25 protein-coding genes and 1 pseudogene are annotated in these 21,737 nt (G+C 40.0%); 9 read left to right on the top strand and 17 right to left on the bottom strand.

The annotated features are described in order from the left end of the window. Positions 1–171 precede the first annotated feature (171 nt). From hypD to ACM0OP_RS08845, 6 genes are all read left to right on the top strand, one after another. Positions 172–1,311, top strand: coding sequence for a hydrogenase formation protein HypD (gene hypD, locus ACM0OP_RS08820; RefSeq protein WP_414528028.1), 1,140 nt, complete (start codon positions 172–174; stop codon positions 1,309–1,311). Positions 1,312–1,392: 81 nt separating this feature from the next. Further along, positions 1,393–1,608 carry a tautomerase family protein gene (locus ACM0OP_RS08825; RefSeq protein WP_414528029.1) on the top strand — a complete coding sequence of 72 codons (216 nt, stop codon included), beginning with the start codon at positions 1,393–1,395 and terminating at the stop codon, positions 1,606–1,608. A gap of 59 nt (positions 1,609–1,667) precedes the next feature. Then, the gene (hypE, locus tag ACM0OP_RS08830; protein ID WP_414528030.1) at positions 1,668–2,765 is read left to right on the top strand and encodes a hydrogenase expression/formation protein HypE; all 1,098 of its coding nucleotides are present in this window, start codon (positions 1,668–1,670) and stop codon (positions 2,763–2,765) included. Positions 2,766–2,851: 86 nt separating this feature from the next. Continuing rightward, on the top strand, positions 2,852–3,181 hold the full coding sequence (hypA, locus tag ACM0OP_RS08835) for a hydrogenase maturation nickel metallochaperone HypA (protein WP_414528031.1): 330 nt from the start codon (positions 2,852–2,854) through the stop codon (positions 3,179–3,181). A gap of 2 nt (positions 3,182–3,183) precedes the next feature. Continuing rightward, on the top strand, positions 3,184–4,008 hold the full coding sequence (gene hypB, locus ACM0OP_RS08840; RefSeq protein WP_414528032.1) for a hydrogenase nickel incorporation protein HypB: 825 nt from the start codon (positions 3,184–3,186) through the stop codon (positions 4,006–4,008). Between the two features lie 531 nt (positions 4,009–4,539). After that, positions 4,540–5,211: a Coq4 family protein gene (locus ACM0OP_RS08845; RefSeq protein WP_414528033.1), complete on the top strand. Its 672-nt coding sequence runs from the start codon at positions 4,540–4,542 to the stop codon at positions 5,209–5,211. A gap of 94 nt (positions 5,212–5,305) precedes the next feature. On the opposite strand, the gene ACM0OP_RS08850 is transcribed toward ACM0OP_RS08845, so the two are convergent. The 6 genes from ACM0OP_RS08850 to ACM0OP_RS08875 form a co-directional block, all read right to left on the bottom strand. Beyond that, the gene (locus tag ACM0OP_RS08850) at positions 5,306–5,677 is read right to left on the bottom strand and encodes a hypothetical protein (protein WP_414528034.1); all 372 of its coding nucleotides are present in this window, start codon (positions 5,675–5,677) and stop codon (positions 5,306–5,308) included. Continuing rightward, complete coding sequence (locus ACM0OP_RS08855; protein ID WP_414528035.1) at positions 5,670–6,674, bottom strand: LLM class flavin-dependent oxidoreductase; 1,005 nt, start codon at positions 6,672–6,674, stop codon at positions 5,670–5,672. The genes ACM0OP_RS08850 and ACM0OP_RS08855 overlap by 8 nt, the downstream gene beginning before the upstream one ends. Next, positions 6,671–7,054 carry a hypothetical protein gene (locus tag ACM0OP_RS08860; protein ID WP_414528036.1) on the bottom strand — a complete coding sequence of 128 codons (384 nt, stop codon included), beginning with the start codon at positions 7,052–7,054 and terminating at the stop codon, positions 6,671–6,673. Before ACM0OP_RS08860 ends, ACM0OP_RS08855 begins: the two co-directional genes overlap by 4 nt. Before the next feature lie 164 nt (positions 7,055–7,218). After that, positions 7,219–7,530, bottom strand: a complete 312-nt coding sequence (locus ACM0OP_RS08865) for a hypothetical protein (protein WP_414528037.1) — start codon at positions 7,528–7,530, stop codon at positions 7,219–7,221. Between the two features lie 2 nt (positions 7,531–7,532). Then, positions 7,533–7,799 (bottom strand): hypothetical protein, encoded by a 267-nt coding sequence (locus ACM0OP_RS08870; RefSeq protein ID WP_414528038.1) that lies wholly within the window; start codon positions 7,797–7,799, stop codon positions 7,533–7,535. Positions 7,800–7,840: 41 nt separating this feature from the next. Further along, a complete protein-coding gene (locus ACM0OP_RS08875) occupies positions 7,841–8,266 on the bottom strand; it encodes a hypothetical protein (protein ID WP_414528039.1) in 426 nt (141 codons plus the stop codon). Positions 8,267–9,210: 944 nt separating this feature from the next. Between ACM0OP_RS08875 and cysK the strand changes: the two genes are divergently transcribed. Then, entirely contained in the window at positions 9,211–10,164 is a 954-nt protein-coding gene (cysK, locus tag ACM0OP_RS08880) for a cysteine synthase A (RefSeq protein ID WP_414528040.1), read from the top strand. Between the two features lie 127 nt (positions 10,165–10,291). Here cysK and ACM0OP_RS08885 read toward each other — a convergent pair whose 3' ends face one another. The 6 genes and pseudogenes from ACM0OP_RS08885 to ACM0OP_RS08910 all read right to left on the bottom strand — a co-directional run bounded on the left by ACM0OP_RS08885 (position 10,292) and on the right by ACM0OP_RS08910 (position 16,130). Then, positions 10,292–11,413, bottom strand: a complete 1,122-nt coding sequence (locus ACM0OP_RS08885) for a sensor protein KdpD (protein WP_414528041.1) — start codon at positions 11,411–11,413, stop codon at positions 10,292–10,294. Continuing rightward, a pseudogene (locus ACM0OP_RS08890) lies at positions 11,410–11,746 on the bottom strand (potassium-transporting ATPase subunit C). The gene ACM0OP_RS08885 and the pseudogene ACM0OP_RS08890 overlap by 4 nt, the downstream one beginning before the upstream one ends. Further along, positions 11,746–11,934, bottom strand: a complete 189-nt coding sequence (locus ACM0OP_RS08895) for a potassium-transporting ATPase subunit F (protein ID WP_414528042.1) — start codon at positions 11,932–11,934, stop codon at positions 11,746–11,748. Before ACM0OP_RS08895 ends, ACM0OP_RS08890 begins: the two are co-directional and overlap by 1 nt. 32 nt (positions 11,935–11,966) lie before the next feature. Then, a complete protein-coding gene (gene kdpB / locus ACM0OP_RS08900; RefSeq protein WP_414528043.1) occupies positions 11,967–14,033 on the bottom strand; it encodes a potassium-transporting ATPase subunit KdpB in 2,067 nt (688 codons plus the stop codon). A gap of 79 nt (positions 14,034–14,112) precedes the next feature. Continuing rightward, positions 14,113–15,798 carry a potassium-transporting ATPase subunit KdpA gene (gene kdpA, locus ACM0OP_RS08905; RefSeq protein WP_414528044.1) on the bottom strand — a complete coding sequence of 562 codons (1,686 nt, stop codon included), beginning with the start codon at positions 15,796–15,798 and terminating at the stop codon, positions 14,113–14,115. Next, a complete protein-coding gene (locus ACM0OP_RS08910; RefSeq protein ID WP_414528045.1) occupies positions 15,768–16,130 on the bottom strand; it encodes a hypothetical protein in 363 nt (120 codons plus the stop codon). The genes kdpA and ACM0OP_RS08910 overlap by 31 nt, the downstream gene beginning before the upstream one ends. 346 nt (positions 16,131–16,476) lie before the next feature. On the opposite strand from ACM0OP_RS08910, the gene ACM0OP_RS08915 reads away from it, so the two are divergent. Beyond that, on the top strand, positions 16,477–17,580 hold the full coding sequence (locus ACM0OP_RS08915; RefSeq protein ID WP_414528046.1) for a sensor histidine kinase: 1,104 nt from the start codon (positions 16,477–16,479) through the stop codon (positions 17,578–17,580). Between the two features lies 1 nt (position 17,581). Further along, positions 17,582–18,259: a response regulator transcription factor gene (locus ACM0OP_RS08920; protein ID WP_414528047.1), complete on the top strand. Its 678-nt coding sequence runs from the start codon at positions 17,582–17,584 to the stop codon at positions 18,257–18,259. A gap of 73 nt (positions 18,260–18,332) precedes the next feature. Here the strand turns inward: ACM0OP_RS08920 and ACM0OP_RS08925 are convergent, their stop codons facing one another. The 5 genes from ACM0OP_RS08925 to fdxB form a co-directional block, all read right to left on the bottom strand. Beyond that, positions 18,333–18,824, bottom strand: coding sequence for an ArsC/Spx/MgsR family protein (locus tag ACM0OP_RS08925; RefSeq protein WP_414528048.1), 492 nt, complete (start codon positions 18,822–18,824; stop codon positions 18,333–18,335). 52 nt (positions 18,825–18,876) lie between these two features. After that, positions 18,877–19,491 (bottom strand): cysteine dioxygenase family protein, encoded by a 615-nt coding sequence (locus tag ACM0OP_RS08930; protein WP_414528049.1) that lies wholly within the window; start codon positions 19,489–19,491, stop codon positions 18,877–18,879. 2 nt (positions 19,492–19,493) lie between these two features. Then, positions 19,494–19,655 carry a hypothetical protein gene (locus ACM0OP_RS08935; RefSeq protein ID WP_414528050.1) on the bottom strand — a complete coding sequence of 54 codons (162 nt, stop codon included), beginning with the start codon at positions 19,653–19,655 and terminating at the stop codon, positions 19,494–19,496. Positions 19,656–19,682: 27 nt separating this feature from the next. Then, the gene (locus ACM0OP_RS08940; protein WP_414528051.1) at positions 19,683–20,168 is read right to left on the bottom strand and encodes a hypothetical protein; all 486 of its coding nucleotides are present in this window, start codon (positions 20,166–20,168) and stop codon (positions 19,683–19,685) included. 527 nt (positions 20,169–20,695) lie between these two features. Further along, positions 20,696–20,989: a ferredoxin III, nif-specific gene (fdxB, locus tag ACM0OP_RS08945; RefSeq protein ID WP_414528052.1), complete on the bottom strand. Its 294-nt coding sequence runs from the start codon at positions 20,987–20,989 to the stop codon at positions 20,696–20,698. Positions 20,990–21,737: the final 748 nt, after the last annotated feature.

Consider the following 21,737-nt stretch of genomic DNA (forward strand, 5'->3'; position numbering starts at 1 on the left):
CCACCTTTTTTGGTTGGAAACTCGCTCTAGGCCTACTTGTGTGTACACCGTAGCGCAAGCGAGGAGGGGAGGTAAAACTTATCCCTCTTCCTTTTTCCCCTCTTCCTTAGTGATCTTCGCGCCCTTCGTGGTATGCGCTGCGCGCACGCTACGCTAACGTAAAAAAAAACTATGAAATACGTCAACGAATTTCGAGAACCAGAAAAAGCCCTAGCCCTAAGCAACCAAATAAACCAACTCTGTAACCAAATAAAACATCCTCTCAAACTCATGGAAATATGCGGAGGACATACCCACTCAATCTTTAAATACGGAATAGAAGACATTCTTCCCGACAACCTAGAACTCATCCACGGGCCTGGTTGTCCAGTATGCGTCATGCCAAAAGGGAGATTAGACGATGCGATCGCCATATCCCAAAATCATAACGTCATCCTCACCACATTTGGCGACACCATGAGAGTACCTGGTTCCACCACCAACCTCCTCCAAGCCAAAGCCACAGGCGCAGATATCCGCATGGTTTACTCCCCATTAGATAGCCTACAAATCGCCAGAGACAACCCCGACAAAGAAATAGTCTTCTTCGCCCTCGGCTTTGAAACCACCGCCCCCAGTACCGCCCTTACCATCTTGCAAGCAGCAGCCGAAAACATCACCAACTTTAGTATGTTTTCCAACCACGTCCTAGTAATACCCGCCCTCCAAGCCCTACTAAATAACCCAGATTTACAACTAGATGGATTTATCGGCCCTGGTCATGTCAGCATGGTAATTGGTACAGAACCCTATCAATTTATCGCCCAAAAATATCATAAACCCATAGTAGTTTCCGGCTTTGAACCATTAGATATCCTGCAATCAATTTGGATGATATTAAAACAGCTAGTAGAACACCGTTGCCAAGTAGAAAACCAATATAATAGATTAGTAGAACCAGCCGGAAACCTCATAGCATTGCAAGCCATGAACCAAGTATTTGCAGTGCGAGAAAACTTTGATTGGCGAGGCTTAGGGGAAATACCAGAATCAGGCTTAAAAATTCGGACTGAATATGCCAAATTTGATGCCGAACAGAAATTTATTATTCCTAACTTAAAAGTAGCCGACCACAAAGCCTGTAAATGCGGAGAAATTCTCAAAGGAGTTTTAAAACCTTGGGAATGCAAAGTATTTGGTATAGCTTGCACACCAGAAACACCCATTGGCAGCTGCATGGTTTCCTCCGAAGGTGCGTGTGCAGCCTACTACAAATATGGACGACTTTCCACCATTAGTAAAAAAGCCCAAAAACTAGCTTTATCTAAGTAAACACACATACTCTCTAACTCCCCTCCTCGCTTGCGGGGAGGGGCTGGGGGTGGGGTTATTTACAAACTAGGAGAAAAATATATGCCATTCATCACCGTACAAATAGCCAAAGGTCACTCCATCGAAAAAAAACGCCAACTAGTCAAAGCCCTCACAGATACACTCATTGAAACCTTGGGTTCCAACCCAGAATGGATAACCATACATATTGACGAATTTGAGCGAGAAAATTGGGCTGTAGGCGGTCAATTACATATAGATAAACATAGCGGTAGACATAAAGAAAAAGGCATCTAAACTTTCTTCTTTCTCTCCTTCTTCGCGCACTTTGTGTCCTTTGCGGTTCGTTTTTTAATATGAATATTTCCCCCAAACACCCAACCCCAAATCCTTTACTGCAAAAAATCGGCAAACCCCAAAAAAGTAAGGTGAGAGACACCCATATTACCCTCGCCCACGGTAGCGGTGGTAAAGCCATGCGCGATTTAATTGCAGATATCTTTGTTAGTAGCTTTGATAATCCAATTCTCTCTCAATTAGAAGACCAAGCCAGCTTAAACTTAGCTAGTCTCACACAACAAGGAGATAGACTAGCATTTACAACAGATTCTTATGTTGTAGACCCCTTATTTTTTCCCGGTAGTGATATTGGCGAATTAGCAATTAATGGCACTATTAATGATTTAGCCGTCAGTGGTGCTAAACCTTTATATCTCACTTGTAGCGTTATTATAGAAGAAGGATTACCAGTAGAAACTTTGCGGCGTGTCGTTACTAGTATGAAATTAGCAGCCCAAAAAGCTGGCGTGCAAATTGTCACAGGTGACACCAAAGTTGTCCAACGGGGTGCTGCTGATAAGCTGTTTATTAATACTACAGGTATTGGAGTAATTCCTCCAGGAATTAACATTTCCGCCCATAATATTCAAGTGGGAGATGTAGTAATTACTAATGGGGAATTGGGAAATCATGGTGCAGCAATTTTAATCGCCCGTGGAGAATTAGCATTAGAAACTAATGTGGAAAGTGACTGTCAACCTTTGCATAGTTTAGTAGAAAATATCCTTAGTGTTTGTCCTCAAGTTCACGCCATGCGCGATGCGACACGGGGCGGTTTAGCTACGGTTTTAAATGAATTTTCCCTCAGTTCTGGTGTGGGTATTCGTCTCGATGAAGAATCTATCCCTGTGCGGGAAGAGGTGAAAGGTGTTTGTGAAATACTAGGTTTAGATCCTTTGTATTTGGCGAATGAGGGTAACTTAGTGGTGGTGGTGGGAGGTGAATATGCAGAAACTGTTTTATCAGCGATGAAGTCTCATTCTGCGGGGAAGGATGCTTGTGTGATTGGTGAGGTTATTGCTTCTCCTCCAGGGGTTGTTTTGTTAAGAACGGCTTTTGGAACTGAAAGAATTGTAGATATGTTGGTAGGTGAACAATTACCGAGAATTTGTTGATTGTTTTGGAGTAACGAACCGCAAAGTACGCAAAGTACGCCAAGGAAGAGAGGGAAGAAAAGGGTTGTAAGGATTGAATAATTTATATGCATGAATTAGGTATTACGCAAAATATTGTGGCTATTGTTAGCGAACACGCCCAAGGTGCAAAGGTGCAACGTGTGGTGTTAGAAGTTGGCAAACTTTCGGCGATTTTACCTGATGCTATTCAGTTCTGTTTTGATATCTGTACTCAAGGTACTGTTTTGGTGGGGGCGATATTAGAAATTAGGGAAATTCCCGGTTTAGCACGATGTCGTGACTGTGGTGCAGAAATACCTTTAGATAAACCTTTTGGTATATGTAGCTGTGGTAGTGTGCAGTTAGATTTGATAACTGGTGAAGAACTGAAAATTAAGGAAATAGAAATAGAGTAATTATGTGTGTAACTTGTGGTTGTTCTGATGATGCTGAAAGCACAATTACTAATTTAGAAACTGGTGAGGTTGAACACAATCACCATGATCATACTCATACTTTACCTGATGGAACTGTAATCACTCATTCTCATCATCATGAGTCTCACCATGAAGCGTCTCAAGTTCATGCGAAAATTCATCATACAACTATATCTTTAGAGCAAGATATTTTAGCGAAAAATAATTTGATCGCCGCCGAAAATCGGGGATGGTTTAAAGGACGCAATATTTTAGCTTTGAATTTAATGAGTTCTCCTGGTTCGGGTAAAACTACTCTGTTAACGCGGACTATTCATGATTTAAAGCATCAGTTACCTATTAGTGTAATTGAAGGCGACCAAGAAACAGCTAATGATGCCCAAAAGATTCGGGAAACAGGCTGTAAGGTTGTGCAGATTAATACGGGTACTGGTTGCCATTTGGAAGCTGCTATGATTGACAGGGGTTTACAACAATTGAACCCGCCTCTCAATTCGGTGGTGATGATTGAAAATGTCGGAAATTTGGTTTGTCCGGCTTTGTTCGATTTGGGAGAACAGGCTAAGGTGGTGATTCTCTCGGTGACTGAGGGTGAAGATAAGCCGATTAAATATCCCCATATTTTCCGCGCTAGTGAAATTATGATTCTTACTAAGGTTGATTTATTGCCTTATGTACAGTTTGATGTCCAAAAATGTCTAGATTATGCGCGACAGGTTAATCCCCAAATTCAAATTTTTCAGGTTTCTGCTACTACTGGCACTGGTTTAGACGCTTGGTATAAGTGGTTATCTGCATCTGTTTAATTTGTTCAAGTAGGTAGGGGAGAAAATTTACAACTATAGGATTCATATTTAATTTATGAAACACAAGTAGTGGACTGACAAGCCTAAAATAGTGCATAAACATAAATATTGTGGGGTGGGCTACTGGTTCCCCCAGAACAGGCAAGATGCCTGTTCCACAAGAGAAACATAATGCATCATTTTAAGCTTGCCACACCCTACATATACTTAGATTTTTTCAATAGTCAAATCGGATTCCTATTATGTCATTGCCAAGTTAAATAAGTGGAGTGAAGCATAAGGCTAAAGTAATAATGCTTCTACTTATACCCAGAGCCTCGACTTTTTAGATAAGTTGGGGTTTTATGATGTAACCCTTCAATAAACAATAAATTACTGCTTTATGCAATCCCTCTATGGACTAATGAATAAATTATTTTTTTTATCAAGAATAAATAGTGCATATTCTTCCTTGACTGGGAATGGATTAATTTTAGAGTAGGTATTTCAGGTTTTAATTAGCAAATCTATAATTTAACACCAAAAATCATTATGGTCAATATAATTAATCGTGTCACTAATAAAGGAATTATTACTTACATTATTCAATTTCTCGCATCTAGTAACTTAAAAATTGACGATGGTAGCACTGATGAATTATTTAAATTTGATGATGTACTTGATAGCACAGGAATAGGAAAAAACATAGTTAAGGAGTTAAGAAAAATTCCGGAGATAAACATCTTATTTGAAGAACGCTGGCTACCTGCACCCTTCAATTTAGATGAATTAATCCAGCTTCCAGAGGGAACTTTAGGTCATATTTATGCTCATAAAATTAAGTTCCAAGGCTATAATCCCTATTTCTACAAGACGGTTCCTGTTGTTGATGATATCTCTTATCTCAAGATGCTTACTAGAACTACCCATGATTTTTATCATTTAGTTGGTGGATTTGATACTGATCAAATTGGTGAAGCTGGCTTACAAGCTTTCTTTCTAGCTCAAACACCTATGCCTCTCAGTGCTATTATTGTTAGTCTGGTTTTGTTAAAAGTTACTTTTTATCAACCCAATAAACTGGAATCTTTTATGGTGGAAATTTTCCGTGGTTATAATTTAGGTTCTCAAACTCCAAGTAAGTTTATTGCTCAAAAATGGGATCAATATTGGGATATGCAGTTATGTGATGTTCGGGAAAAGTTGGGGATGAAGTTTGTTTGATATGTGACGATGATCATAATTATGTCACCCCACCCCCAAACCCTCCCTGCAAGGGAGGAGGGGAGTAAAATATTTGCTGTGAAAGGGTTTGCGATTAAAGCCAATCTCGATAAGCGGAAATTTCATGAACGCTAATTTCAAATGGCGCTCCTTTTCCAAAGGGAGGATAAACGCGGATTTTAGCGTCGCTGGTAAATCTCTCTAATCTATTGCCTAGTTGGGGAATATTGCTGACTATATGCCAGTAGGATACTATGTCAGGGCAGTCAATAATTAGCATCAGGGTTGTGCTATTGTGGGTGAAATACCACTGACAGTTTGATAATAAGACTTGCGTAATGCGATCGCAAGCTTGAAAAAAGCATCTGCCAGTAGAACGCTCAAATTCTAAAAGCAGCATTCCATCCTGTTTCGTCACCTTTGTAGGTGGCAAATCGTCGGGAGGAAGCAGATGTAATTTAGACATAATTTTGCACCTCTTGGTTGTAGCGCTGCAAACTATCTAAGTTATTTTGCAAAACTAAAGATACGGGTTTGAGTGCTAATGTGCCGAGATTTAACTCGTCCTGAAATGTTTTGATTTTGTCACGACAAGTCCTCACATTACCAATAATTGAGTTCTCAATTAAATAGTCTTCATCAAAACAAATGTTTGTACGGTCAAATGGTTTCTGATTGGGATTGGAGCTATTTTGCATAATGTAAGCCGAGTTGGCTTGCATTTTTTGGCTGAATTGGCGAATAAATGGTAAGGCTTCACTTACTGCTTCTTCGGAGGTTTTACCTACATAAAAGAAACGTGCCAATACAAATTTTTCGGAACCACTAGTATTTAAGGCTCGATATTTGGCGACGGTGTTTTTCAGTCTCTCTAAGGAGAAGGGTGGACCTCCCATTAAAGCAAAGGAATTTTGGGCGGCAAATTCTATTCCTTGAGCGTCACCAGTGGCTATGTAAACTGGAATTTGATGTTGCAATGGTTTGGGGTAAATTGTCAGGCGATCGCAATGGTAATACTGCCCATTAAATGACACGTTATTGTCATACAGCAGCTTCTGAATTAAGGCGATCGCCTCTAACATTTTGGCGCGAGATTCCCCTAGTGGTGTGTCAAAATGCTTATTGTGCTGAGGGAAGGGCCCGCCTTTGGCAATTCCAAATAATAAGCGTCCATTACATAAATTATCCAGGGTGGCAATATCTTCTGCTACTCGAATTGGGTTATGAAATGGCAGTAATACCGCCGCCGTCGCTAATTGAATCCTTGAAGTAAGTGCCGCTAGGTGTGCCATCAACATCAACATTGATGAACTGAGATTCAATTCATTAAAATGATGTTCACTGATCCAGGCTGAGTCAAAGCCTAAGCTTTCCGCCTGTTGCACTAACTCCATTTGTTCAAAGATGGTACGGCGAACATCTTGATGATGATTTTCGTAATTGCAAAAAATTCCAGTTTTCATTGTTGGCGATCGCTATTTTGAGTTAGCACCCACTGCAACTCCAACCATAAATGAGGATTGGTCTGCTTAAGTTTTGATATCGGGTCGCGTAGTAACCGCTTTGCATTCATACAGACCACTTGAACTAGCCCCATATTATCTGCTAGTTCTCTGAGTACGGCTTTTTGAGCTTCAATATAGGGAAGCATCTCTTCCGAGCAGTAAATCCCTATATATTGCAAACGTCTAGCTGGTCTTCCCCAAAAACAGGTGATGACTTTCACATGACACCCTTCTAGTAACTTCCCAAGTGTCGGGTAACAGTCAGTGACAACTCTTGTGAATTCTTTAGCTAGGATATGTTCAGCAATCATTTTAACTGATACTTCTGTAGCGTTCATCACGCTATTTAATATAACATATAATTGTCAATTAAGCATGACAAATTACAGTATTTTTTTGTTTTTGCTATTAAAAAATGAGGTGTGCTTCAGTTTAGCTCCACCTCATCTAGTGATCATATTGAATTAATGCCAATTTACAGTATTTACCACCCCAGTTATGATTAACGAGCTTTACGCTCCGCCACCAAAACTTCTGCTATCATTTCTGGCACATCGACAAAATCTGTAAATCCTTCTGAAGCCGGAATTGGCGAAACAAATGTATAGTTGGGGTCACACATTCCCGTATCATAGACTTCAATAAACCAACGATCAGGGAAACCTTCAACACCCAACTCAACAATGTACCAACTTTCGCCTATCAACCGAGAACCAAACATGACAAACCACTCTCTATGATCTTCTGAGATATTCCAGTCTGCCATCAGGAACTCTAACGCAATTTGTGCAGCGTCGGTTTCAGTTAGCAGCATATTTACTCCTTAGTTGCAACGTCAGAATTGGGAACTTCAGGATATAAACCTAATTGTTTTGCTAATTCACGCGCCACGAAAAATAAAAACTGAGCGCCTTCTGGATTATCTCCGTGTGCAAAACTAGTTGCTACCTGCAACATTGTTTCCACAAAAGCAGCATCAATTAATTCTGGTTGAGCTTCTAAAACTTCTGGTTCTTGACCATTAGGACATTTTAGTAATTTGTCAATTACATCGAAGTATTGGATTTGACGTTCTTCTGTCATGGTGATCTTCTTGATTTAATGAGTAAAATTTGCAGTGAGGATTACTCGATACTTTGCTGCCAAAGCCTTTCTAACATTTCCACTTTTTCTTTTAAGATAGCAGCACGATAAACTAGATATCTGTCATAAACAATAATCCCTAATCCGACAAAAATTGGGGTGATTAAGACAAACCATTGTAAAATGCTAGCAAGTCTATATTGCTCGGCAGCAATTAATAATCGGTTCACAAGATTTGGATCAGAAATTTCCTTATTGGTCTGCTGTTGAGATAAACCTGTACCCGTGGCTTGGGTAATTAAGGCAGAATTACCTGTAGGAACTTTGTTAATTTCACAGGCTAAATGCTGCATCTTCACAAACTCAAGATGTCGTCCCCAAACTATGCTAAATACCAGTAATCCAGGAGAAAGCACAACTAAGGTAACTAAACAAACTGCGAGAACATTTAAAAGTTTAACTTTCATATTTGCTCTCATGATCCAGGTATTATGCACCAAAGAAATATCGATGGCTGTTTACCTAACCAGTTTTTTGGCTCAGGTTTTAAACATTTCTGATACTAAAGATTAACTATTTATCTCGATGCAGATTGTTCACTGGTTACGGAAAACTTAGGGATTTTTTCTACAAAAGTTTTAATTATCAATTTAGGACTAATACCATTTTTGTTTCATATTTTATCCTCGATGAAATAAAAACCACATAGGATAAAAATCACAAACAATGGTTAGTTTTCTACCTAATCTGAAAAGTTAGCAACTTTTAGTAATAGGAGAGTTAAGAAGTCCCCCCTGATTCTTTGGGTAAAACCCTTGGAACTTCGGGGGGTAGAGGGGAATCTCTGCGTAAATCCTATAGAATTTATAGCAGTCGTCTTTCTATCCATAGGTTGTAGCCAGTGGAATTAAAATTATTAAATCTATTAAAGTTGTACTCACAGGCTAAAACGGTTATTTCATGAAGATTCGATAAATTTTTTGGGGTATGGGTACTAGTATTTATGAAGTGGGGTACTAGTATTTGTCAGGTGGGGTACTAGCATTTCTGTACTCAAGTTGAAAGCTAGAGATGGCGGTACTCCAGGAGGTTTTGAGTTCTAGTTTTTCCGATTAAAAAGTTGTACTCAATTAAAAAGATTATGTCGAGAGTATATACTTAACTTCTGAAAAAATCCATATTTTTTTGCTAAATGCAGTTGAATATACTAAATATAACCGATGAAAAGTCAGGTTAACTACTTTTTCAGCTTTGTAGTAACTTATTGCTTTAAAAACATTGATTATGGTAATGGAAAAACATTCAAAATCCCCAACAGGTGAGAAAATTACATTAAATAAATTCATCAACGGCTAATTATTCTTATCTAAACTGGATTCAATCAAACTATTAAAATCATCGGAGCTAAATTATGAAAATTGCTAAAGATGTTACAGAACTTATTGGGAAAACTCCATTAGTACAACTGAATAAAATTCCTCAATTTGAGGGAGTAAAAGCCAGGATTATTGTTAAACTCGAAGGCATGAATCCGGCAGCCTCAGTCAAAGATCGTATTGCACTGAGTATGATCTTGGCAGCAGAAGCCGAGGGTTTAATTGAATCAGGAAAAACTGTTTTAGTCGAACCAACTTCCGGAAATACAGGTATTGGTTTAGCGATGGTAGCAGCAGCCCGTGGCTACCATTTAATATTGACAATGCCAGATACCATGAGCGAAGAAAGACGCTCTATGCTCAAAGCCTATGGTGCAACTTTAGAATTAACGCCGGGGGCGGAAGGAATGCGTGGGGCGATTAATCAAGCTGAAGCTATTGTGGCCAAGACTCCCAATGCTTTCATGTTGCAACAGTTTGGTAATCCAGCTAACCCCAAAATCCACAGAGAAACTACTGCTGAGGAAATTTGGGCGGATACCGATGGAGAGGTAGATATTGTAATTGCTGGAGTGGGGACTGGTGGGACAATTACGGGGATTGCCGAAGTTATTAAACAATATAAGCCCAGTGTGCAAGCGATCGCCGTCGAACCTAGCAGTAGTCCCATTCTCTCTGGTGGTACAGCCGGACTCCATAAAATTCAAGGTATTGGCGCGGGATTTGTCCCAGATGTGCTGCGTCTGGAATTGATTGATGAAGTAATTAGAGTTAGTGATGAACAGGCGATCGCATACGGACGACGTTTAGCCAAAGAAGAAGGACTACTATCTGGTATATCCTCCGGCGCAGCTTTATGTGCAGCAATTCAAGTCGGTCAACGTCCAGAAAATGCTGATAAATTAATCGTCATGATTCAGCCCTCCTTTGGAGAACGTTACCTCAGTTCCCCCATGTTTCAAGATTTGGGAATAGGGATTAGGGAATAGGGAGGTGTGGGAAGTGTGGGGGGAAAGATTGTTACTTCTGAATACCCAATACCCAACTGGAGTTTAGAGTAAATAGGGCTTGCTGAAATAAAAACAGGAAGTCTGATGCTCCTCTATATTTTTTTAATCATTTTTCTGTAGATATAATATGTAAATCTATATTTTTATCTCTAATTAAATCTATTATTTGTTGAGTAAAAGACATTTTAAAAAATCTTTTCCATCTGGGCTGCTGGCTTTCACCAATAATAATTTGTGTAATATGACAATCTGCTGCTAATTGAGCAATTTCTTTAGCAACATTTGGGCTTTTAACATATATAAATTCACCGCCAAACTCTCGGCATAATCTCTCACAAGTATCAATGTGCAAACTTTCTTCTTTAGTGAGGAATCGTTCATTATTGGCTACAAATACAGCATACAGTCGCGCATTCATATAATTAGCAATCCGTGCGCCTCGACGTAATAAATGTACTGAATCAGGATAAGTAGAGACACACACCAAAACTCTTTCGTGAATATTACAATTTTGTCCGACAAAATTAGCAGTGTTTGCTTCTTCCTCAACTGTATCTGCAACTTCTCGTAATGCTAGTTCTCTTAAAGCAATCAGATTACGACGCTGAAAAAAGTTTTTGAGGGATTGTTCGATTTTATCAGGAGCGTAAATTTTGCCTTCTCGTAAACGTTCTTCTAAAGTTTCTGGGGTGACATCAATGACAACAACAGCATCCGCTTCATCGAGTAAGTAATCAGGAATGCGTTCTCGCACCACCACACCTGTAATCCTGGCTACAAGGTCGTTTAAACTTTCCAAGTGTTGAATATTCACGGTGGAATATACATCAATTCCGGCGGCTAAAATTACCTCTACGTCTTGATAGCGTTTTTCTCTTGAGGAACCAGGAACGTTAGTATGAGCCAGTTCATCCACTAACACCAATTGGGGTAAACGTTGCACAATTGCATCTGTGTCCATTTCCTCTAGGGTGACATTCTGGTGGATAAAGGCTTTGCGCTTAATTATTTCTAATCCCGTAGCTTTCATGGCCGTTTCTTTGCGTCCATGAGTTTCTAATATCCCGATAACTACATCAATACCATCTTGTTTGAGTTGATGTGCTTCTTCCAGCATTTTATAAGTTTTGCCGACACCAGGAGCCATACCAATAAAAATTTTATGTTTCCCTCTTCGATGAGGACGAATATAGGAACTGTCGGGGGAGGGCGTATGGGAATGAATCATAAATTATCCAAAGCTAGATTTAGCTTGAGAATATTAACTCCAGGTTCACCGAATATACCCAGAAATCTACCTTCGGTGTTTTGAGATATCAGGGTTTGAATTTTTTGGGTATCTAAATTTCTTGCAGTCGCAATCCGTGATAATTGTGCTTGGGCGGATTCAGGGCTGATGTGCTGAACCGACTACTGTACCTTGATTATTGGTAATTAAGCTCCCGTTTGCATGGAAAGGAAAAGCTATCTGTCCACAAATCAGCATGAATAAGGGATAAAGGAAGGCTGTTAATATCCACAAAACGAAGGTGGAACGAATGGCTTTAGTAATTTGGCTCATTAGAATTTCTCCGGTTGAAAAATGACAAGGAATAAATAAGTGCTTACGCCTATAGTGGCGATTCCTAAAAGTCCAATGGCGTAGGATGCAGCGCGTGATATTTCGTCAGGGGTGGCTGCGTATACGGCTTGTGCCAGGAATACGTTGAGGGAAAGAATGAGGAAGAGGGTGAGGGATAAGTTTTTCATGATTTAAACGCAAAGGGGCGCGGAGTTTGGAATTAGGCTAGTCCTATGGTTGTGATTAAAAGGTCTATGATTTTGATGGCAATGAAGGGTGCTATTACGCCGCCAAATCCATAGATGAAAATGTTACGTTGTAAAAGTTGATCGGCGGTTAATGGTCGAAATTTTACGCCAGTTAGTGCTAGGGGTATGAGTGCGGGAATGATTAAGGCGTTATAAATTAAAGCTGATAAAACTGCCGATTGGGTACTTGCTAAACCCATGATATTGAGAGCGCCAACGCCAATTCCTGAGAAGATGGCGGGGAGAATGGCGAAGTATTTGGCGATATCGTTTGCAATAGAAAATGTGGTAAGTGCGCCACGGGTAATTAGTAGTTGTTTCCCAATGGTGACGATATCAATTAACTTAGTGGGGTCGGAATCTAGGTCTACCATGTTAGCAGCTTCTTTGGCTGCTTGAGTACCTGTATTCATTGCCACACCTACATTTGCTTGAGCTAAAGCCGGGGCATCGTTTGTACCATCTCCAGTCATGGCTACGAGTTTTCCTTGGGCTTGTTCAGCTTTAATGACTTCGATTTTGTCTTCGGGTGTGGCTTCGGCAATAAAGTCATCAACTCCGGCTTCTTCAGCAATTACAGATGCAGTAATTCGGTTATCTCCGGTGAGCATGATGGTTTTAATTCCCATGCGGCGCATTTGGTCAAACCGTTCCCGAATCCCTGGTTTAATAATATCTTTAAGATAAATGACGCCGTAGATATCATCATTTTTGCACAGTGCTAAGGGAGTACCACCTAAGCGAGAAATTCGCTCAAAAGCTGTATCAAGTTCCGGCGTTAATTTTCCCTGGCGAGAACGAACAAAGCCTTTAATGGCATCTACTGCACCTTTACGAATTTCTACCCCATTGGATAAGTCAATACCACTCATGCGGGTTTTGGCAGAAAATTCAATACCTTCGGCTTCCTTGGTGTCAAAATCTAATTTTGCCCCTAATTTCTCTGCGAGTTTGACAATTGATTTGCCTTCTGGGGTTTCATCAAATACACTCGATGCCAGAGCAACTTGCGCTACATCTGCCATTGCATAACCGTTGACCGGAATAAATTCTTCTGCCAAGCGGTTTCCCAAGGTAATCGTACCTGTTTTATCTAAAATCAGGGTGTTGATATCTCCGCAGGCTTCTACCGCCCTTCCAGAGGTGGCAATCACATTAAATTGGGCGACTCTATCCATACCTGCAATGCCAATAGCACTTAATAAGCCGCCGATGGTGGTGGGAATTAAAGCTACTAATAAGGCGATGAGTACGGCAATACTTATGGGTGAGTTGACGTAGACTGACACTGTTGGTAGTGTGGCAATTACAACTAAAAATACCTGCGTGAGAACTGCCAGCAATACTGTTAAAGCAATTTCATTGGGTGTTTTGCTGCGGGAAGCACCTTCTACTAAACCAATCATCCGGTCAAGAAAGCCTTCTCCTGGGTCATTTGTCACCCGAATTATCAGTTCGTCAGAGGTGATACGGGTTCCGCCGGTGACGGAACTGGCTATGTCTGAACCTGGTTCTTTTAATACTGGTGCTGATTCTCCTGTAATTGCTGATTCATCCACAGAAGCCACACCTTTAATTACTTCACCGTCGGCGGGGATGATATCACCAGCAGTTACTTTGATTGTGTCACCTCGTCGTAAGGCTGTGGAACTTACTTCTTGGAGGGAACCATCGGGGAGGATTTTTTTGGCTTGAGCATCGGATTTTGCGGAGCGCAAAGCATCAGCTTGAGCTTTACCTCTTCCTTCGGCTACGGCTTCGGCAAAGTTGGCAAAGACAATGGTTGCGAATAAGATTAGGGTGATCAGTCCGTTAAATAATCGCGGGTTTTCTCCTGGTGTGGGACCAAATATGTTCGGTGCAATTGTCATCAATGCTGTGACGATTGTACTTAGCCAGACTACGAACATGACTGGATTTTTGATCATGTTAGCTGGGGACAGCTTGGCAAATGCTTGTTGAAATGCTTTTGTGTAAAGTCCGGCTGGTCTGGTTTGGGGTTTATGTTTGCGTTGTTTTCGGGGTTTTGTTGTTTCCATTTTGGGGGATGAATTAATTTTTTCGGGCTTACGCCCCGCTTCGCTAACACGCAGAGGCGCAAAGAAGGAAGAAAGATTTTTATCGTCCTGTGGTTAATTGGAATGCTTCTGCTATGGGGCCTAAGACCAGGGCGGGGAGGAATGTGAGTGCGCCCAGGATTAAAATTACTCCGCTTGTGACTCCTGTGAAGAGTCTGGTGTCTGTTCTTAAAGTACCTGTGGTTATGGGGACAGGTTGTTTACGAGACATACTATCTGCCAAAAGTAGCAGTGCAATAATTGGTATATAACGCCCCGCCAAAATACTGGCTGCGGCGCTGAGGTTCCACCAAAGTGTGTCATCACCTAATCCTTCAAATCCTGAACCGTTGTTGGCGGCGGCGGATGCGTATTCGTAAACTACTTGGGAAACTCCATGAAATCCTGGGTTGCTAATACCTGAAAGGGTTTCAGGAAAGGCGAAGACTATTGCCCAGGGAATCAGGATGGCAAAAGGGTGAACTAGTAAGACTACGCTGGCTAGGACGATTTCTTTTTTCTCGATTTTGCGTCCTAGAAATTCTGGTGTTCTCCCTACCATTAAGCCGGTGAGGAATACTGCCAAAATTAAGTAGATGTATAGGAAAGCTGTGCCGGTTCCTTGTCCTCCCCAAATGATTTGCAAGAACATATTAAAGAGTGTGGCAAATCCGCCGGGAGGCATTAAGGAGTCGTGCATTCCGTTGACAGCGCCGCACATTGTGGCTGTGGTCATGACTGCCCAGAGTGCTGTTTGCGCCCAACCAAATCTCACTTCTTTTCCTTCTAGGTTGGGTTGCTGTTCTCCTAAGAGGGGATTAATTAGGGGATTTCCTTGAAATTCGCCTACTGCTGTAATTCCTACTAAGAAAACAAAAATTATAAATACCATCCAAAATACTAACCATGCTTGCTTACGGTTATTACTAAATACACCGTAGGTATAAATTAGTGATGCTGGGATGGCAATCATGATGCAGGTTTCTAATAGGTTAGAAAAGCCATTGGGATTTTCAAAGGGATGTGCTGAGTTTATGCCAAAGAAGCCACCACCGTTTTCTCCCAGTTGTTTGATAATTTCAAAATGGGCGACTGGGCCACGGGCAATTACTTGAGTTGCGCCTTCTAAGGTGGTTACTGTGGCTGGCCCTGCTAGGGTTTCTGGTACACCTGCTAAGAGTAAAAGCAATGCGCCAACTATTGATATTGGTAATAATATCCTGGTGATTGATTTGGTGAGGTCAGTGTAAAAGTTGCCTAATGGTCTACCAGTTAAACCCCGAATAAAGGCGATCACCACTGCTAAACCAGTTGCAGCTGAAGTAAACATTAAAAAACCGAGGGCAAAGACTTGGCTGCTGTATGTATAGGTTGTTTCACCTGAGTAATGCTGTTGGTTGGTGTTGGTGAGAAAGGAAATGGCTGTGTGCAGTCCTAAATCCCAACTTGGCGCATCTAATCCTGTGGGATTGAGTGGCAACCATCCTTGAAACATCAGGATGAAGTACACAAAAATCCCCATAGTGAGATTGCTACACAGCAATTCTTTGGCATATTGCCGACCTGTTAAATTTTCTTGGGGACGTACTCCACTAATGGCAAATATTACTCTTTCTAACGGGTTAAGTATGGGGTCAAGTAGTGTTTGTTCTCCCATGAACACCCGCGCCATGTACCTTCCCAATAAGGGAGTTGTGGCTATGACTATTACTAAGGTTAAAGTAATTTGTATCCATCCTTGTAACATGAATTAAAAGGCTCCCGATCAGAAGTGTTGAGATTTTTAATTGGACATTCTTGGGATGAGTAGTGAACCGGATGCCTTTTATTTAGGGCAAATTTTAGCTCTGGAACTGAGGCTGCACTTAGAGCTACAGCCAGGATGTCATCTTCACACCAAATTATTGGTTCGGCACTTGATAGGATGATTTGGTTATCTCTGATAATGCCCAAAGCAAAGCATTTTTTTGGTAATTTTAAGCTGGTTAAGGCAATGCCACAATGACAGCTATTACTCGTGATTTTCGCAGTTTTTAAACCTAATGCCATGTCAGCATCTATATGATGAATAGAGAACATAATTTTGGTTCTCTCAAGTTGTAACAATTTTTATCATCAATTAATTCGTCAATTTAAACAAGTATTAGAAGGGTATAAAACTGGGTATATGTTTCTATATTTAGTGTTTATTTAAATGTTTATGATGTTTAGGAAGGTGTTTGTTTTTGCCTAAACGCTCCAAATAATTTTATTAATATATCAAATAGAATAAAATAAATCAGGACTTATGCAAAAGTTGTCGGAAAGCTTAATTTATTAAACCGCCAAGTCGCCAAGAACGCCAAGAATTGGTAGAGTTTGTGTATACAATTTGAGCGTAATTGGACATTTTTGGAGATTTAATTAGTAATACTTAATTTAGTGGATGAGAGATTTTATAACTAAAGGTTTTAATAAAGAATCGCGTTTGGGCAGATATCTAGTCATCGCTGGTTTATATATATTTGTGATTGTACTGGAGTTTTCTACACCGATTCCTTACGTTTTTGGGTATCTGTACACGGGTCCGATTTTATTGACAAATGCCTGGTTGGGAAGGCGTGCAACTTTTAAAGTTACCATTGCGGCTGTGTTTTTAACTATGTTGAATCTTGTATTGCCAGGAGGTAAAATGATTAACGCTTCGACAATTGCTAGTAGAGCGATCGCAGCAATGGCGTTGATTGTCACAGGTATGTTGAGCGATCGCCTGCGTCGTTCGGAAGATGCGATCGCCTTAACTCGTGCCAAACTAGAAGCACAAGCAGAATTAGTCAGAGTCCGAGAAGATTTTGCCTCTACACTCACCCACGACCTCAAAACACCGTTATTAGGTGCTATTGAAACTCTCAAAGCCTTTGAAGCTGAAAAATTTGGCCCCATACTACCAGCACAGCAAAAAGTTTTAGCGACAATGGCGCGTAGTCATCACACTTCACTGCAACTGCTAGAAACTTTATTAGATATCTATCGTAATGATACTGAAGGTTTAGAACTTAACTTAGCACCTGTAGATTTAGCTATGCTGACAGAAGAAGTAACTAGCACTCTAGCTGAGTTAGCAGCAAATCGGCGTGTATATCTCTGTGTTAATTATGGTAAATCCGATTGGCGACAATCGTTGTGGGTGAAAGGTGATGCTTTACAACTGGAACGAGTCTTAATCAATCTCTTAGTCAATGCCATCAACCATACGCCCCGCAATGGCCGTGTGGAAGTTGTGTTAGAATCGCAATCTGCCTATCAAGTTGTCAAAATTTTGGATACAGGAGCAGGTATCCAACCTGAAGAGTTTTCCCATTTATTTGAGCGATTTTATCAAGGACATAGCCAACGCCAAACCAAAGGCTCAGGATTAGGACTTTATCTATCTCGCCAAATTATTACAGCCCACGGCGGTATAATCTGGGCAGAGAACATATTACCTGTTGGAGCTATGTTTGCTTTTAAGCTCCCTGTATACCCGTTCCAGTCCTCTCTAACTGCGTGAGATGCTGTCTACCCCCATCAAAATTCTTTTAGTTGAGGATGACGAACTATTTCGCTTAGGCTTGCGCGTGCGATTGCAAGAAGAGATTGGGTTAGAGATTGTTGCTGAGGCTGAAGATGGTGAAACCGCTATTGAGTTAGTTAGTCAACACACTCTGGATGTGGTGTTGCTAGATGTGGGATTACCCGGTATTGGCGGGATTGAGGCGTGTAAACAAATTAAGCAGCAAAATCCTCGTTTACCAGTTTTAGTTTTAACTTCTCATTCTCAAAAAACCCTGATTTCGCGTTTGATTGCGGCTGGCGCTCAAGGTTATTGTCTCAAAGGAATTGCTGCGGAAAAATTAGTATTAGCACTACGCTCTGTAGCTGTGGGTGCATCTTGGTGGGATGAAACAGCAACAAATGAAATTCGTGCTACTTTTAGCTCTGAGCCGTATTCGGAGAATATATCTAAAATTGTCAATCCTTTGACTCAGCGTGAACAAGAGATTTTATCATTTTTGGCAGCCGGAAAAACTAATCAACAAATTGCTTTGGAACTATATATTACTCCGGGAACTGTGAGAGTTCATGTTCATGCTATTTTACATAAACTAGAAGTCAGCGATCGCTCTCAGGCTGTTGTTGTTGCTTTACAAAAACACCTAATTAAAAGCGACTTAATTATAGAAAAATAGTCATTGAGGTAATGTTTCGCAAAAGTGTTGTCTCCCAACGATCTAAAACCCTTGTCAGACAACACTTTTCTGTTTAATGCTTACAACCCCCTTCATGATGATCATGATGGTGGTCATGACTATGACCGTGACCGTGACCGTGACCATGGCCGCAGCCTTGCAAATTCTGGCTTGTGAGGTTTTCGCTGACTACTTGTAAGGAATCATCCACAGGCTTTAAGCCAATCCAAGCGTCAAGTTTTTCCAAATCAAAACCGACTTCACGGCGATCGCCTACTTCTAGCAATGGGCGACGAATTAACAACGGATCTTGTAACATCATGACTAAAGCTGTTTGTGCATCAAGTTTTTCTGGAACCACCTCACCAGACTTGATTTTGGGTGCAGAACGATTAAACCATTCAACTACGGGGCGATCGCCAAAAAATGACCGTAAGCGCTCCACCGTCCAAGGTTCCTTCAGCAAATCATAAGCAACAACATCATGACCAGCAGCAGTCAGCACAACTTTTTGCTTCACACCACCCTTACAACCTGGTTTGCTGTAGAAAATCACTCTCGCCATTGTAATTACTCCCAATTTAATAAAGAATCATTTTCCTTGCTGATTCCCCCCGTCAAAACTTCCTAGCTGTATGGGTAACTAAGTCAAACTCAAACCTTTTTTGCGGGTCAGTTTCTCCATAAACATTAAAAGTCACAGTTGGTTCCTCACCCACTGCTTCCACACTATGAATTGCATCTGGAGTCAAACTGATAATATCTCCCTCAGATAAAGTTATCTCTCCTGTTGGTGCAATTTTATCCACAAACTTAGGGCTAGAAATACGTCGCCAAAAAGTGTTTTTTTCTTCACCTTTTAACACAGCTATTACTCCCCAAGTCCCGTGATTATGAATAGTTGAACGAGTTCCCGGCACAAATGCCACCGTTTGCACAGTCAAGGGAAAACCCAACTCATCGTATAGGATTGAAACAGAGTTACCTGTTTTTAGATCAGGCTCTCGATATTGACTTTGTACCCAGTAAGAATTGACAATCAAGCGCCTGACAAGCATTCGGATTTCCGGTAGACGACTAGATTCATCTTTTACCCCATTGAGAACATCTTCTAACTCAGTTAAAAACCGATATAGACGATAATCTTCCCTTAATAAATCCCATGCCCTTACAGATTTACAAACATGAAATTCACCGTCTCCATTTACTAGCCAATCCTTACCTTTGACCATGATTAAATCATCAATTGAGAAGACTGGGGTAACACAAATTTAGGCGGAGTAAAACTACCAGGAATACCAGGGGAAGCAGGTAAAGGACTGATGGGAACAACAGGCAAAAAAGGAGAAGAGTTTTCAGATAGTGGCAGTGGTTGGTAGATGAGAAAATTGTTCATGACTTGTGATTATTGATAGGTAACTGATTAATCGTCCTCATCAGCAGGACGAGTCAAAATATCGAAGAGGAATCCGGCTCCGAAATCATTGTTATTGTCAATAGACTTGACTCTATTACTGATTTGTTTCGCCTGCTCAAATTCCCCTGATCTTGCTAATACCATTCCAGATGCAGCATAAGCATTTAAGTACAATCTAATTTGGGGTTCCTCTTGCCGTTTCACTAATATCGGCTGGAGTTGTTCCCAATCATCAGGAAGGTTTTCTAGTTCTTTAATCTTATCTAAAACTTTAATTGCAGTTTGTAGCGCCAGTGGATAATTATTTTTATAATAAAAAAATCTATATGCTGATACTAAAATATCAGTATTTTCCCCAGCTTTAGCTAAGGCTTGATGCATATATTTTTCTGATTGTGAGGTATTTTCCCAGCTTTCTGCTGCCAAGATTAATAACTGTTTGACATCTTCAGGAACCTGAAACCATGAAAATCGATTTGTATCTAGTTGCATAATCATACCAACTCATCATTATTTTACGGTACTAGGCGATCGCCACACCTCACAGCAATCTCACACGTCAACTATTTCTACTGTTTTATCTACCCCCTTCTCGCCTACAGGGTATAGCATTTCCTAGTCTAATCAAGTACAAAATTATCTGCGTTCATCTGCGTCCATCTGCGTTGTGAGAATCGCCATATTAAATTTCTATCTCACACTGACAAAACTTGGGGGAATTTTCCAGATAATTTCATATCCTTCCCCCCAACACTCAATAGTCATTCCCATCTACTGTCAAAAATTAGGTACTACCAAATCACACCTTGAGTCTTAATCTTTATCAGATTAGTGTATTCGCAAGTATAAATTTGTTAACAAATAACAACTTAAGATTTACAATTCTGTTTACTGCAAACTTTTTGCCAGTTACAGTTATTATAGATGATTCCCCTCTAATTACCTTGCTTCGTACCTGCGCGCTTTATTTCTAAAGTATTCCTAATCACCGGAATAACTTTCAGCAAATCGCAAAAACCTTAATTGTCTAATACAGCGTGGGTGTAGCAATTCTTAGGACATATCCGTGAACAAGCCTCACAACCAATACAGTTTTCTGCATTAGCAACAACCATTACTTTGCGCTCAATTTCATCATCATCTTCATCTTCTACAAATTCCCCATCTTCGTTGAGAGCTTTCAAAGTCAAAACATTGTGACCACATATCTTAAAGCATCTGCCACAGCCGATACATTTTTCATAGTCAATTTCCTGGGCAAATTTAGGTGTCCAGGTATTACCTCCAAACGTCAATCCTGTTAGTTGTGCCATGAATAAACTCCTAAGAATTTGTTTTTACTTTAATCATTATCCTAGCCTAATATCATTATCTTGTTTTGCTATTCAACAACTATTTTTTATCGAATTAAATTTCCATGACCTTTGATAAATCAGACGCTTAATTTAGCCAGATTAATTATTAGATGAAATTTATTATCAATAATTTTATCAGTGAATCCAATACCAAATTATCAATTTTATACAAACTAAATACACCACGATGGTATTTAGCTGCTTTTTCTAGCTATTTCATGTTCCCACAGCCATAATTATTAGTATACTTAGATATCAATCCATACTAATAATCTATGTGGTTAATTGCATCAGCTATTAAAATAATGAGAGTTTTTATTTTATAAGAATCATAAATATCTATCTAGACGTATCTAAATATACACTTTATCTGTTCATGCATTACACTTTGCAATTTTCTATTTGTTATTTATAAAATAAAAATAGCAGATTAATAATTAATTTTTAGGAGTGTATTTAAGAAATAGAAAAAATATTTTTTCTTACTAGGTTCAATTTTGTAAATGTATCTTTAGCCACAGAAAAATATAGGGGTTTAAATATTAAAATTATTAATAAATGAAATCAATTTTTATCCTCCCAACAATCCATGCTCTACAAAAAAACTTAGGCTAACTTCTCAGTCCAATAAAATCATTTGCAATTAACTTTAATTAAAGTATTAAGAAAATTTTCCAGGCTCATTATGAACAAACATCTGAAATTA

Source organism: Nodularia chucula CCY0103, assembly GCF_963923915.1.
Taxonomy (GTDB): domain Bacteria; phylum Cyanobacteriota; class Cyanobacteriia; order Cyanobacteriales; family Nostocaceae; genus Nodularia; species Nodularia chucula.